At 59.9% G+C, this 13,431-nt stretch carries 13 protein-coding genes; all 13 read right to left on the minus strand.

Translation table 11 applies throughout. The features are described from left to right. Nucleotides 1–36: 36 nt before the first annotated feature. On the minus strand, nt 37–165 hold the full coding sequence (locus ACIQU2_RS14250; RefSeq protein WP_256667330.1) for a hypothetical protein: 129 nt from the start codon (nt 163–165) through the stop codon (nt 37–39). A 451-nt stretch (nt 166–616) separates the two neighbouring features. Further along, nucleotides 617–931: a transcriptional regulator gene (locus ACIQU2_RS14255; RefSeq protein WP_347805083.1), complete on the minus strand. Its 315-nt coding sequence runs from the start codon at nt 929–931 to the stop codon at nt 617–619. Further along, on the minus strand, nt 921–1,271 hold the full coding sequence (locus tag ACIQU2_RS14260; protein ID WP_403141734.1) for a toxin: 351 nt from the start codon (nt 1,269–1,271) through the stop codon (nt 921–923). The genes ACIQU2_RS14255 and ACIQU2_RS14260 overlap by 11 nt, the downstream gene beginning before the upstream one ends. 249 nt (nt 1,272–1,520) lie before the next feature. Further along, nucleotides 1,521–2,984 carry an NADH-quinone oxidoreductase subunit NuoN gene (gene nuoN / locus ACIQU2_RS14265; RefSeq protein WP_283180873.1) on the minus strand — a complete coding sequence of 488 codons (1,464 nt, stop codon included), beginning with the start codon at nt 2,982–2,984 and terminating at the stop codon, nt 1,521–1,523. Nucleotides 2,985–2,991: 7 nt separating this feature from the next. Continuing rightward, a complete protein-coding gene (gene nuoM, locus ACIQU2_RS14270; protein ID WP_403141710.1) occupies nt 2,992–4,524 on the minus strand; it encodes an NADH-quinone oxidoreductase subunit M in 1,533 nt (510 codons plus the stop codon). 39 nt (nt 4,525–4,563) lie between these two features. Beyond that, on the minus strand, nt 4,564–6,417 hold the full coding sequence (gene nuoL, locus ACIQU2_RS14275; protein WP_403141714.1) for an NADH-quinone oxidoreductase subunit L: 1,854 nt from the start codon (nt 6,415–6,417) through the stop codon (nt 4,564–4,566). Next, entirely contained in the window at nt 6,414–6,722 is a 309-nt protein-coding gene (gene nuoK, locus ACIQU2_RS14280; protein WP_133838688.1) for an NADH-quinone oxidoreductase subunit NuoK, read from the minus strand. Before nuoK ends, nuoL begins: the two co-directional genes overlap by 4 nt. Before the next feature lie 2 nt (nt 6,723–6,724). Next, a complete protein-coding gene (gene nuoJ, locus ACIQU2_RS14285; RefSeq protein ID WP_095631557.1) occupies nt 6,725–7,228 on the minus strand; it encodes an NADH-quinone oxidoreductase subunit J in 504 nt (167 codons plus the stop codon). A gap of 9 nt (nt 7,229–7,237) precedes the next feature. After that, entirely contained in the window at nt 7,238–7,783 is a 546-nt protein-coding gene (gene nuoI / locus ACIQU2_RS14290; protein ID WP_218570730.1) for an NADH-quinone oxidoreductase subunit NuoI, read from the minus strand. A gap of 12 nt (nt 7,784–7,795) precedes the next feature. Continuing rightward, on the minus strand, nt 7,796–8,803 hold the full coding sequence (nuoH, locus tag ACIQU2_RS14295) for an NADH-quinone oxidoreductase subunit NuoH (RefSeq protein WP_008146046.1): 1,008 nt from the start codon (nt 8,801–8,803) through the stop codon (nt 7,796–7,798). After that, a complete protein-coding gene (gene nuoG, locus ACIQU2_RS14300) occupies nt 8,800–11,514 on the minus strand; it encodes an NADH-quinone oxidoreductase subunit NuoG (protein WP_403141720.1) in 2,715 nt (904 codons plus the stop codon). The genes nuoH and nuoG overlap by 4 nt, the downstream gene beginning before the upstream one ends. Before the next feature lie 137 nt (nt 11,515–11,651). Continuing rightward, a complete protein-coding gene (gene nuoF, locus ACIQU2_RS14305; RefSeq protein WP_008146041.1) occupies nt 11,652–13,007 on the minus strand; it encodes an NADH-quinone oxidoreductase subunit NuoF in 1,356 nt (451 codons plus the stop codon). Beyond that, the coding region (nuoE, locus tag ACIQU2_RS14310; protein ID WP_403141724.1) for an NADH-quinone oxidoreductase subunit NuoE at nt 13,004–13,431 on the minus strand (428 nt) is incomplete at its 5' end. The genes nuoF and nuoE, both read right to left, overlap by 4 nt.

Raw genomic sequence — 13,431 nt, forward strand, 5'->3', positions numbered from 1 at the left:
CCCTTGAGAAACGGGGGGCAGTGGCCCCCCCGTTTTTTATACAGCTTCCAGTTCGGCCTGTTCAGCCTCAGTCAGTTGCAGCTCTTCGATTTGCTCTGCCGTAGGGGCTTCCTGTTGTTCAAGATCGATCACTTTGTTGGCGTTCCAGCTGCTCATGTAACCCATGATTAAACTCTCTTTGTTAGAAGTTGGATGTGCCGTATCGAGCACGGAGCAAATGTATAAGTCAGGTGTTGGGTTGGTCAAAAATGACAGAACGTTTCAATGTCATTTTTCAAGGGGAGATGAAATACGTACACATTATTTGTCGGGTTGACGATTTTTATCGTGGTCAATGGGCGGGCGCTGAATAAGACGGTATTTCAAAACATACTCGTCCAACGATTTCAGCGTATGTACGTGTCGGAGATTTCAGCGGTATGGAGGAGTTAAATCGTGATGACTGAGATTTGTGGTCCTTTGGATGCTTTGCGCAACGATTTTTCCTATGGCGCTTAAAGTCGTTTCAAACAAAACGGCGTGTTGAGTCAGCGACTTTTTACCGCCGAATCTGCGCTCGGACCCAAAAATGCAAAACGGCACCCGAAGGTGCCGTTTCTGTAGTGTTTGAGTCGGTTCAGGTTAACGCTGCGAGCCGTTCCACTGTTTCGGGAAAGCGCTCAACCAACCGAATCAGCGTTGTCGCCTGAGCATTTGGTTTAGCTCGCCCTTGCTCCCAGTTTTCCAGCGTCCGGGTGTTGGTGCGCAGGTACATGGCGAACACCGAACGGGAAAGGTTGAGCTGTTGGCGGATGGCTACCACTTCCTCGGCAGTGATGGGTACAAGTTTTGGCAACTGAACCTTGTGGCTCCGCAGCGTGACCTTACCTTGGCGCTCGTCGGCCAAGGCTTCGAGGCCCTCCATCAGTTCGGAAAAAATGTCACGTTTCATAGTGGGTTCTCGTATTGATTTCTCTATCCAGCGTTTGTCTGAAAAGTTTTTTCTGGGCAGGCGTCAGGTCGTCTTGCTCGTTTTTGCTGAACACCGTGAACAGCCAGAATTGATCGAAACCTGACCACCAGTAATAAATCACCCGTAATCCGCTGCGCTTGCCTTTGCCTCGTCGCTGGTCGGAGAAGCGGACTTTGCGCAAACCGCCCGTACCTTCCACGAGATCGCCCGCTTCAGGGTTTTTCAGCAACTCCAGTTGAAAGCTGCGAAACAGATCGTCATCCAGATAGTCGTTTCGGTGTTTCTGGAACGCAGGCAATTCGATAAAAAGAGCATCCATGTTCTGTACGCTACCTACGTATAGTGTTGTCTCGATAATCGAATAGGTCAAGGCATCGAAGCCATCCTTTTCGTCCTGGTCTCCAAGGTAGAGCCAAGTGCTTGGTTCTGGCTGTAGGACGAAACGGACAATCCCGCGCGAGCTTTCGGGGATTGCAGAAGTAGGGGAGGCTGGTAGTAACAAATCCCACAAACGCAAAAACGGCACCCGAAGGTGCCGTTTCTGTTTTTACCCAGCAACGCTAAGCGATCAACCCGCCAACCCCGCCTGCTGAACCAGGATCAGCAACGGCTGCGGATACAGACCGAGGAAGAACGCCAGTGCAGCGATCGCCAGCAGCATCACGCCGCCTGCACGCTGTTCCCAGTGCAGTTGCGCATCGTGGCGACGCAGGTTCGGTTCGATCAGGTACAGGGTGACCATCACACGCAGGTAGTAGAAGACGCCGATGGCGCTGCCCAGTACCAGGGAACCGACCAGCCACCATTGGTGCGACTCGACACCGGTAGCGATGATGTAGAACTTGCCGATGAAGCCCGCGGTCAGCGGGATACCGGCCAGGGACAGCATCATCACGGTCAGTACGGCGGTCAGGTACGGACGGCGCCAGAACAGGCCGCGGTATTCGTACAGGGCATCCGCATCACGGCCGTTGTACGGCGAGGACATCAGGGTGATCACGCCGAACGCGCCGAGGCTGGTGATCACGTAGGTGACCAGGTACACGCCGATGGCTTCCACGGCCAGACCCTTGCTCGCCACCAGGGCGATCAGCAGGTAACCGAAGTGAGCGATGGACGAGTAACCCAGCAGACGCTTGAGGTTGCTCTGGGTCAGTGCCAGCAGGTTACCGAACAGGATCGACGCGATGGCGATGATGGTCAGCACGTCACTCAGTACACCGCTGCTCGCCGCGGGCGAGATCTGGAACAGACGCACCATCACTGCGAACACAGCGACTTTCGAAGCGGTGGCCAGGAACGCGGCCACCGGTGCCGGAGCACCTTCGTAAACGTCCGGGGTCCAGAGGTGGAATGGCACCAGCGACAGCTTGAACGCCAGGCCGATCAGCATCATGCCCAGGCCCAGTTGCGCCAGCGAACTTGGCAGGCCGGTGGCCGCGAGGGCTTGGCCGATACCGACGAAGCTCAGGCTGCCGGAGTCAGCGTAGAGCAGGGCCATGCCGAACAACAGGAACGCGGAACCGGCGGCCGACAGCACCATGTACTTGATACCGGCTTCCAGCGAACGCTTGTTGAAGAAGGCGTAAGCCACCAGACCGTAAACCGGTACCGAGAGCAGTTCCAGACCGATGAACAACCCGGCCAGGTGCTGCGCGCTGACCAGCACCAGGCCACCGGCGGCGGCCATCAGGATCAGCAGGTAAAGTTCTTCACGGTTGCCCGGGTAACCCGAGCCGCCATCGCCGAGGTAGGCGTGGGCGAGGGTCACACAAGCGAGGGTGGCGACCAGGATCAGCGCCATGTACAAGCAAGCGAAGGTGTCGATCTGCAGCAGTGGAGTCACGGCCAGAGGCGCGACTTTCAGGGCTGGCAGGATCGACAGCAACGCCAGGTTCAGACCCGCCACGGAAATCAGGAAGGTCTGCGAGTGGTTGCGGCGCCAGGCGATTGCCAGCATCACCACGATGATCGTGGCGCTGGTGATCAACAACGGCGCAAGCGCGATAAAGTGTTGAGTCGTGAATTCCATAGCGCTCTTACCGGGCCGAAGCGAGTTGAGTGAAGGCGGTGCCGAGCCATTGCTGCACGCCATGCATCGTCGCAGCAGAGGTATCGAGGAACGGTTGCGGGTACACGCCGATGTAAATCAGCAACGCTGCCAGACCGACCACCATGATCAGTTCGCGACCATCCATGCCATGCAGCACCGCGTCCGATTTGGACGGGCCGAAGTAGGCACGGTGGATCATGATCAGCGAGTAGACCGAACCGAACACCAGACCGGACGTCGCGATGATAGTGATCCATGGGGTGCTCGGGAACGTGCCGATCAGGATCAGGAACTCACCCACAAAGTTACCGGTACCCGGCAAGCCCAGGGACGCGGCGGCGAAGAACAGGCTGACGGCCGGCAGGTAAGCGATCTTCGACCACAGGCCACCCATCTCACGCATGTCGCGGGTGTGGGTGCGCTCGTACAGTTGACCACTGAGGATAAAGAGTGCCGCCGCCGACAGACCGTGTGCCAGCATCTGCATCACCGCACCCTGCAGCGCCAGTTGGCTGCCGGAGTAGATGCCGATCAACACGAAGCCCATGTGGGAAACGGAGGAGTAGGCGATCAGACGCTTGATGTCGGTTTGGGCGAAGGCCAGGAACGCACCGTAGAAAATCCCGATCAGACCGAGGGTCATGGCGATCGGCGCAAACTCGGCTGAGGCATTCGGGAACAGCGGCAGGGCGAAACGCAGCAGACCGTAAGCAGCCGTTTTCAACAAGATACCGGCCAGGTCGACCGAACCCGCCGTCGGCGCCTGGGCGTGAGCATCAGGCAACCAGGAGTGGAACGGCACGACTGGCAACTTGACCGCGAAGGCGATGAAGAAGCCGAGCATCAGGATGTACTCGGTGGTCAGCGACATCTTGGTTTTCAACAGGTCGGCGTAGTTGAAAGTAATCACGCCGGTGTCGTCGAAGTTGACCAGGACCAGACCCAGGATCGCCACCAACATGATCAGGCCGGAAGCCTGAGTGAAGATGAAGAACTTGGTCGCCGCGTAGATCCGGGTTTTCTTGCCGTCCGAAGAACTGTGACCCCAGAGCGCGATGAGGAAGTACATCGGCACCAGCATCATTTCCCAGAAGAAGAAGAACATGAACAGGTCGAGGGCGAGGAACACGCCGACGACACCGCCCAGGATCCACATCAGGTTCAAGTGGAAGAAGCCAACGTGACGCTGGATCTCTTTCCACGAGCAGAGTACCGAGAGGATACCCAGCAGACCGGTCAGCAGGATCATCAACAGCGACAGGCCGTCGAGGGCCAGGTGCACGCTGATGCCGAAGCGCTCGATCCAGACGTGCTTGAACTCAAGCACCCAGCTCGGATCGGCGCCAGGGGCCGGAGCAAATGAATAATCACCATGGGCCCACAGCCAGAGGCCGAGTGCGAGTTCCAGGGTCATGGTCAACAGCGCAATCCAGCGGGGGAGGGTAGCGCCGAAGCGCTCACCCATCCAGCACAGCAGGCCGCCGATGAAGGGGATCAGGATTAGCCAAGGCAGAATCATGACGGGCTCAATTCCTTTCGCAAGTTCGCAAGGTTCATATCAGACCGCTACCAGCACGATGGCGCCGATGACCAGCACGGAGCCGGCAGCCATGGATGCCGCGTACCAACGCAGTTGACCTGTTTCGGTACGGCTCAGGGCGGTGTGGCCGCCTTTGGCCATACGCGGGATCAGACCGATGGTCTGGTCGAGCGGGTCTTTGCGCAGTCCGTGGGTGATCGCAAGGTAGGGCTTGACGAACAGTTTGTCGTAGATCCAGTCGAAGCCCCAGGCAGCGAACCACCAGGCCGAAAGGAAGCGGCCGATGCCGCTGTTGGCGATTGCAGTGACGAAACGACGCTTGCCGAGGAACAGCAGCGCGGCCAGCAGGATACCGGCCAGGGCGATGGCGCCCGAGGCGATTTCCAGACTGTGCTTGGCTTCGCCGCCGGCATGGCCGACGCTTTCCGGCAGCACACCGTGCAGCGGTGGAACGATCATCGCGCCGACGAAAGTCGACAGCACGATCAGCACCGACAGTGGCAGCCAGTGAGCGATGCCGTGACCGGCGTGTGCTTCGGTCTTCACTTCACCGTGGAACGCGATGAAGATCAGGCGGAAGGTGTACAGCGAAGTCATGAACGCACCGACCAGGCCTGCGTACAGCAGACCGTGGTTGCCGCTGGCAAACGCTTCCCAGAGGATTTCGTCCTTGGAGTAGAAGCCTGCGGTGACCAGTGGCAGGGCCGACAGAGCCGCGCCGCCGACGATGAAGCTGGCGTAGGCCAGTGGCAGTTTTTTCCACAGACCGCCCATCTTGAAGATGTTCTGCTCGTGGTGGCAGGCAACGATCACCGCACCGGACGCAAGGAACAGCAGCGCCTTGAAGAAGGCGTGGGTCATCAGGTGGAAGATCGCGCCATCCCACGCACCCACGCCCAGGGCCAGGAACATGTAGCCGATCTGGCTCATGGTCGAGTAGGCGAGGATACGTTTGATGTCGGTCTGAACCAGTGCGGCAAAACCGGCGAGTACCAGGGTCACACCGCCGACGACGCCAACCAGGTGCAGGATATCCGGCGCCAGGGCAAACAGACCGTGAGTACGGGCGATCAGGTAGACACCGGCGGTCACCATGGTTGCGGCGTGGATCAGTGCCGAAACCGGAGTAGGACCGGCCATCGCGTCCGCCAGCCAGGTTTGCAGCGGCAGTTGCGCGGATTTACCGACAGCGCCGCCCAGCAGCATCAGGGTCGCCATGACCATCCAGAAGTCGCCGGCCTGGAATTTCTGTGGCGCCAGAACCAGCAGTTCCTGGATGTTCAGCGTGCCCAGTTGTGCGAACAGGATGAACAGGCCGATGGCCATGAACACGTCGCCGATCCGGGTCACGATGAAGGCTTTCAGTGCCGCGTTACCGTTGTTGCGGTTGCTGTAGTAGAAACCGATCAACAGGTACGAGCACAGGCCCACGCCTTCCCAACCGAAGTACAGGAACAACAGGTTATCGCCCAGCACCAGGAACAGCATGCTGGCGATAAACAGGTTGGTGTAGGCGAAAAAGCGCGAGTAACCGGCTTCACCGCGCATGTACCAGGACGCGAACAGGTGGATCAGGAAGCCGACGCCGACCACCACACCGAGCATGGTCAGGGACAGACCATCCAGGTACAGCGCGAAGTTAGGCGTAAAGCCTTCCACCGCCATCCACTGCCACAACACTTGCGTGTAGTGACCGCCTTCAGGTGGCGCAACGTTGAACTGCCAGATCACATAAGCAGTGACGATGGCCGACAGGCCGATGGAACCGACGCCAATCAGCGCCGACAGGTTTTCCGAGAGGCGGCCGCGTGAGAACGCCAGCAGCAGGAAACCTATGAGAGGGAATACGAAAGTCAGATAGAGAAGATTCATCCGCGCATCTCGCTGGCAGCGTCGATATCGAGAGTGTGGAAGCGGCGATACAGCTGCAACAGAATCGCCAGGCCAATACTGGCCTCGGCGGCTGCGAGGCTGATCACCAGGATGAACATGATCTGTCCATCCGGTTGGCCCCAGCGGCTACCGGCAACGATGAACGCCAGTGCGGAGGCATTCATCATGACCTCCAGGCTCATCAGCACGAAGAGAATGTTGCGGCGGACCATCAGGCCGACCAGACCGAGGCAGAACAGGATGCCGGCGACCGCCAGACCATGCTCCATAGGGATAGCAGGCATCGTCATTGCTCCTTGGCTTCGTTGCGGCCCAAGTGGAACGCCGTGACGGCTGCGGCGAGCAGCAGCATCGAGGCGAGTTCGACCACCAGCAGATAAGGACCGAACAGGCTGATGCCCACGGCCTTGGCGTCTACGGTGGTGTGGCCGATGGCCTGACCGCTGGCGTCGCTGAACAGCACGTACAGCAGTTCAACCAGCAGCAGGGCGCCGAGTGCGACCGGGCCGAGCCAGATGCCGGGCTTGAGCCAGACGCGCTCTTGCTGAACCGAGGCGGGCCCCAGGTTCAGCATCATCACCACGAACACGAACAGCACCATGATGGCGCCAGCGTAGGCGATCACTTCCAGCACACCGGCGAACGGTGCGCCAAGGGCGAAAAACGTCATCGCCACGGCAATCAGCGAAATGATCAGGTAGAGCAGGGCGTGCACGGGGTTGGTGTTGGTGATCACGCGAAGCGTGGACACAACAGCGATACCCGATGCGAAATAGAAAGCGAATTCCATCTTTCTTCCTTAAGGCAGCAAGCTCTTCACGTTGATCGGTTCGGCTTCATTCTGCGCGGAGCCTTTTGGCTTACCGGCAATCGCCATACCTGCAACACGATAGAAGTTGTAATCAGGGTTTTTGCCGGGGCCGGAGATCAACAGATCTTCTTTCTCGTACACCAGGTCCTGACGTTTGAACTCGGCCATCTCGAAATCCGGTGTCAGCTGGATCGCGGTGGTCGGGCAGGCTTCCTCGCAGAGGCCGCAGAAAATGCAGCGCGAGAAGTTGATACGGAAAAACTCCGGGTACCAGCGACCGTCTTCGGTTTCAGCTTTCTGCAGCGAGATGCAACCAACCGGGCACGCCACGGCGCACAGGTTGCAGGCTACACAACGCTCTTCGCCGTCGGGGTCGCGGGTCAGCACGATACGGCCACGGAAGCGCGGCGGCAGGTACACCGCCTCTTCCGGGTATTGCAGCGTGTCGCGCTTGCGGAAGGCGTGGCCGAAGATCATCACCAGGCTGCGAAGCTGGGTGAAGAAGCCATGCACGATGTCAAATATGTACTTCATGATTCTCTATCCTCACTGAGCCGCGACGGCGGGCGTGTTGAGCAACACGATCGCAGCGGTCACCAGCATGTTGACGAGGGTCAGCGGCAGGCAGAACTTCCAGCTGAAATCCATCACTTGGTCATACCGTGGACGCGGAATCGAGGCGCGCAGCAGGATGAAGAACATGATGAAGAACGCGGTTTTCAGTGCGAACCAGATGAACGGGATCTGCGGCAGAATGCCGAACGGACCGTGCCAGCCACCGAAGAACAACGTCACCAGCAGCGCCGAAATCAACACGATGCCGATGTACTCACCGACGAAGAACATGCCCCATTTCATGCCGGCGTATTCAATGTGGTAACCGTCGGCCAGTTCCTGCTCCGCTTCCGGCTGGTCGAACGGGTGACGGTGAGTCACGGCGACGCCGGCGATGAAGAAGGTCAGGAAACCGAAGATCTGCGGAATGACGAACCACAGGTTCTGCGCCTGGTATTCAACGATGTCGCGCATGTTGAACGAGCCGACCTGGATCACGATGCCCATCAGCGACAGGCCCATGAACACTTCATACGACACGGTTTGTGCCGAGGCCCGCAAGCTGCCCAACAGGGCGAACTTGTTGTTACTCGACCAGCCGGCGAATAGCACCGCGTAGACCGACAGACCGGCCATGGCAAAGAAGAACAGGATGCCGATGTTGATGTCCGCCACACCCCAGGTCGGGGTGATCGGGATGATCGCGAAGGCAATCAGCAAGGCGCTCATGGCCACGACCGGTGCCAACGTGAAGATCACTTTGTCGGCGAACGGCGGGGTCCAGTCTTCCTTGAAGAACATCTTGATCATGTCGGCCGCAATCTGGAACGCACCGAACGGGCCGACGCGATTCGGACCGTAACGGTCCTGCCAGAGGGCGAGCAGACGACGCTCGACCCAGCTCAGCAGCGCGCCGCACACCACAACGGCGAGCAGAATCACGATGGCCTTGAGGACCGCGATGATCACGTCAATCACTTCAGGCGTGAACCAGGTCATTGAGCTGCCTCCTGCAGACCGTCAACGGATTTGCCAAAGATCGCTGGCGGAATGCCGGCGATACCGGCCGGCAATGCGACCAGACCGGCACCCAGCTCTTCGTTGATGCGCAGCGGCAGACGCAGGGTCTGGCCAGCAACGCTCAAACTGAGCATGGCGCCGTCATTGACACCCAAACGGTCGGCTTCGGATTTGGCCAGCGACACGTAGGCGGCCGGGATGCGTTCCTGAACCGGCGCGGCTTTGGAAGAGTTCTCTTCGCTGCCGAACAGGTGGAAGAACGGCACAACCTGCCAGGTGCCCGGAGCCGGGTTGAACGCGCGAGGAGCACTGGCAAACCAGTTCAGCGAATCACCGGTGCTTTCGATCAGGCGGGTGCCCGGGTCGCCAGCGCGGATGTGACCACCGACTTCGTCCTGGAACTTGTTCCAGGCTTGCGGCGAGTTCCAGCCCGGAGACCAGGCGAAAGGCACTTGCTGACGCGGTTCGACCGAGCCCGAGTAACCTTCCATGGAGAACGAGAACGCGGTGTCGTTGTCCTGGGAAGTACGCGGTTCGTGCACGCTGATGTCGGCGCGCATGGCGGTCCGGCCGCTGTAACGCAGCGGTTCGCGAGCCAGTTTCAGGCCCTTGATGCGGAACGCGGCGGACGGTGCGGCGCTGACAATGCCGGCCAGTTGCGGAGTGCTTGCGGCACAGGCAGCGGTGACGTGGTCCAGTTGGGTCCAGTCGATCGGCTGGTTCAACAGGGTGGCGCGCAGGGCATGCAGCCAGCGCCAGCCTTCGTGAACCATGATGCTAGCGTCGAGGTAAGTCGGGTCAAAGACCTGGAAGAAGCGCTGGGCGCGACCCTCCTGGCTGACCAGCGTACCGTCGCCTTCAGCGAAGCTGGCCGCTGGCAGAACCAGGTGCGCGCGATCGCTGGTGGCGGTCTTCTGATGGTCCGCCACGATCACCACTTTCGCGGCGTTCAGGGCGGCATCGACCTTGGCTTTATCGGTACGGGTGTACAGATCGTTTTCCAGCACGACGATGGCGTCGGCCTTGCCGTCAATCACCGCTTGCAGGGCTGCGTCGACCGACTCACCACCGAGCATGGCCAGGCCGAGGCTGTTGGCCTCTGGCACGATCAGGCTGATGGAACCGTTCTTCTCGCGCAGCTTCAGGGCTTTGGCGATGTTTGCCGCGGCTTCGATCAAGGCTTTAGAGCCGAGGGAAGTACCGGCGATGATCAGCGGCCGCTTGGCGGCGAGCAGGGCGTCGGCAATGCGCTTGGCCAGCTCAAGAGCTTCAGCGTCCAGGCCTTCAACGGCAGGCGCGCTGGCGTCGAGGGCGTGAGCCACGGCGAAACCGATGCGGGCCAGGTCGTCTGGCGCCGCGTGAACGCATTCTTCAGCGATGTCGTCGAGCTTGGTTTCAGCCAGGCTGGCGATAAACAGCGGGTTCAGAGCGTTCTGACCGATGTTCTTCACGGCGGCGTCGAGCCAAGGCTGAACGCGCATGGCGTCGGCCATGTCTTCGGCTTTGCCTTTGACCGATTGACGCAGGGACAGGGCCATACGCGCAGCGGTCTGGGTCAGGTCTTCGCCGAGGACGAAGATCGCGTCGTGGTCTTCGATGTCGCGCATGTTCGGAATCGGCAGAGGGCTGTCTTTGAGCACCTGCATGACCAGACGAATGCGTTCCAGCTCAGCGGCTTCGATACCGGAGTAGAAGTGTTCGGCGCCGACCAGTTCGCGCAACGCGTAGTTGCTTTCGAGGCTGGCACGCGGCGAACCGATGCCGACGATGTTGCGACCGCGCAGCAGATCGGCCGCTTTATCCAGCGCTTCGTCGAGCGTCAGCTTGGCGCCGTTGGCCAGCAATGCCTGACGCGGGCGATCCTTGCGATTGACGTAGCCATAGCCGAAACGGCCGCGGTCGCACAGGAAGTACTGGTTTACCGAACCGTTGAAACGGTTTTCGATGCGACGCAGTTCACCGTAGCGCTCGCCCGGGGAGATGTTGCAACCGCTGGAGCAGCCATGGCAGATACTCGGCGAGAACTGCATGTCCCACTTGCGGTTGTAGCGCTCGGAGTGAGTCTTGTCGGTGAACACTCCGGTCGGGCAGACCTCGGTGAGGTTGCCGGAGAACTCGCTTTCCAGGGTGCCGTCTTCAACGCGACCGAAGTACACGTTGTCGTGCGCGCCGAATACACCGAGGTCGGTGCCGCCGGCGTAATCCTTATAGAAGCGTACGCAACGGTAGCAAGCGATGCAGCGGTTCATTTCGTGGGAAATGAACGGGCCCAGTTGCTGGTTCTGGTGAGTACGCTTGGTGAAGCGATAACGGCGCTCGTTGTGGCCGGTCATCACCGTCATGTCTTGCAGGTGGCAGTGACCACCTTCCTCACAAACCGGGCAGTCGTGAGGGTGGTTGGTCATCAGCCATTCAACGACGCTGGCGCGAAACACTTTCGCTTCTTCGTCGTCGATGGAGATCCAGCTGCCGTCGGTAGCTGGCGTCATGCACGACATGACGATCCGACCACGCTTGTCGTTTTCGTCGGTGTACTGCTTGACCGCGCACTGGCGACAAGCGCCAACGCTGCCAAGGGCTGGGTGCCAGCAGAAATAAGGGATATCGAGGCCTAGCGACAGACATGCCTGTAACAGGTTGTCTGCCCCATCGACTTCGAGCTCTTTGCCGTCTACGTGGATAGTGGCCATGGTTCAAAGTTCTTCGTTGGCCCGGTGTCAGCGGGCGTGGCTAATGGAATCTTGTTATTCGCGTGAATCAACACAGCCGTTCAAGGCGTCATCACACGACAAAGCGAAGGGCACGGACCCTTCGCTTCTTTAAGCGTTTACGCGCCGACTACGATCGGCCTTGCCAGAGGCGGGACGACGGCGCTGGTAGGCGCGATGCCGGCTTCGAACTCATGGCGGAAGTATTTGATTGCGCTGCCCAACGGCTCCACGGCGCCCGGTGCGTGAGCACAGAAGGTCTTGCCCGGGCCGAGGAAACCGACCAGACCCAGCAGGGTCTCGATATCGCCGGCTTGCCCTTCACCGTTCTCGATGGCGCGCAGAAGCTTGACGCTCCACGGCAAACCGTCACGGCACGGGGTGCAGAAGCCGCAGGATTCGCGGGAGAAGAACTCTTCCATGTTGCGCAGCAGGGACACCATGTTAACGCTGTCGTCCACCGCCATGGCCAGGCCGGTACCCATACGGGTGCCCACTTTGGCAATGCCGCCGGCGTACATTTGTGCGTCCAGGTGTTCCGGCAACAGGAAGCCGGTACCGGCGCCGCCTGGCTGCCAGCACTTGAGCTTGTAACCGTCGCGCATGCCGCCGGCGTAGTCTTCGAACAATTCGCGACCGGTAACGCCGAACGGCAATTCCCACAGGCCCGGGTTCTTGACCTTGCCGGAGAAGCCCATGAGCTTGGTGCCCATGTCTTCACTGCCTTCGCGGGCCAACGATTTGTACCAGTCAACGCCGTCGGCAATGATCGCCGGCACGTTGCACAGGGTTTCAACGTTGTTCACGCAAGTCGGCTTGCCCCACACGCCAACGGCGGCAGGGAAGGGCGGCTTGGAGCGCGGGTTGGCACGGCGACCTTCGAGGGAGTTGATCAGTGCGGTTTCTTCACCGCAGATGTAACGCCCGGCGCCGGTGTGGACGAACAGCTCGAAATCGAAGCCGCTGCCCAGAATGTTTTTACCCAAAAGGCCAGCTGCCTTGGCTTCTTCCACGGCACGGTTCAGGTGCTTGGCGGCGGTGGTGTATTCGCCACGCAGGAAGATGTAGCCACGGTAGGTTTTCAGCGCGCGAGCACTGATCAGCATGCCTTCGATCAGCAGATGGGGCAGTTGCTCCATCAGCATGCGGTCTTTCCAGGTGTTCGGTTCCATCTCGTCCGCGTTGCACAGCAGGTAGCGGATGTTGATGGATTCGTCTTTGGGCATCAGGCCCCACTTAACACCCGTGGGGAAGCCTGCACCGCCGCGACCTTTAAGACCCGAGTCTTTCACGGTCTGGACGATGTCGTCCTGAGCCATGTCGGCGAAAGCCTTGCGCGCAGCCGCGTAACCGTTCTTGGCCTGGTACTCGTCGAGCCATACGGCTTCGCCGTCGTCACGCAGGCGCCAGGTGAGCGGGTGAGTCTCGGCCGACCGCTTGATGCGGTTGGCAGGACCGAAGGAAGTCAGGGTCATACGTAGCCCTCGAGCAATTTGGCAACGCCGGCAGGCTGCACATCACCGAAAGTGTCATCGTCGATCATCAACGCCGGCGCCTTGTCGCAGTTGCCGAGGCAGCAGACCGGCAGCAGGGTGAAACGACCGTCGGCGGTGGTCTGACCCAGGCCGATGCCCAGATTGCTCTGGATTTCGCTGACTACCGATTCATGGCCGCCGATGTAGCAGACCATGCTGTCGCAGACGCGAATGATGTGACGGCCGACCGGCTGACGGAAGATCTGGCTATAGAACGTCGCCACCCCTTCAACGTCGCTCGCCGGGATGCCGAGGATCTCGCCGATGGCGTAGAGCGCGCCATCAGGCACCCAGCCACGTTCCTTCTGGACGATCTTCAGGGCTTCGATCGACGCCGCGCGCGGGTCTTCGTAGTGATGCAGCT

The sequence above is a fragment of the Pseudomonas sp. NPDC098740 genome (assembly GCF_044760065.1).
Classification (GTDB): Bacteria; Pseudomonadota; Gammaproteobacteria; order Pseudomonadales; family Pseudomonadaceae; genus Aquipseudomonas; species Aquipseudomonas rossensis.

Coding starts and splice junctions, on each gene's coding strand:
- nuoF (WP_008146041.1), bottom strand. CDS start 13,007: ATGACCCTGACTTCCTTCGGTCCTGCCAACCGCATCAAGCGGTCGGCC.
- nuoK (WP_133838688.1), bottom strand. CDS start 6,722: ATGCCTGCTATCCCTATGGAGCATGGTCTGGCGGTCGCCGGCATCCTG.
- nuoM (WP_403141710.1), bottom strand. CDS start 4,524: ATGATTCTGCCTTGGCTAATCCTGATCCCCTTCATCGGCGGCCTGCTG.
- ACIQU2_RS14260 (WP_403141734.1), bottom strand. CDS start 1,271: ATGGATGCTCTTTTTATCGAATTGCCTGCGTTCCAGAAACACCGAAAC.
- nuoI (WP_218570730.1), bottom strand. CDS start 7,783: ATGAAGTACATATTTGACATCGTGCATGGCTTCTTCACCCAGCTTCGC.
- nuoG (WP_403141720.1), bottom strand. CDS start 11,514: ATGGCCACTATCCACGTAGACGGCAAAGAGCTCGAAGTCGATGGGGCA.
- ACIQU2_RS14255 (WP_347805083.1), bottom strand. CDS start 931: ATGAAACGTGACATTTTTTCCGAACTGATGGAGGGCCTCGAAGCCTTG.
- nuoH (WP_008146046.1), bottom strand. CDS start 8,803: ATGACCTGGTTCACGCCTGAAGTGATTGACGTGATCATCGCGGTCCTC.
- ACIQU2_RS14250 (WP_256667330.1), bottom strand. CDS start 165: ATGGGTTACATGAGCAGCTGGAACGCCAACAAAGTGATCGATCTTGAA.
- nuoJ (WP_095631557.1), bottom strand. CDS start 7,228: ATGGAATTCGCTTTCTATTTCGCATCGGGTATCGCTGTTGTGTCCACG.
- nuoL (WP_403141714.1), bottom strand. CDS start 6,417: ATGAATCTTCTCTATCTGACTTTCGTATTCCCTCTCATAGGTTTCCTG.
- nuoN (WP_283180873.1), bottom strand. CDS start 2,984: ATGGAATTCACGACTCAACACTTTATCGCGCTTGCGCCGTTGTTGATC.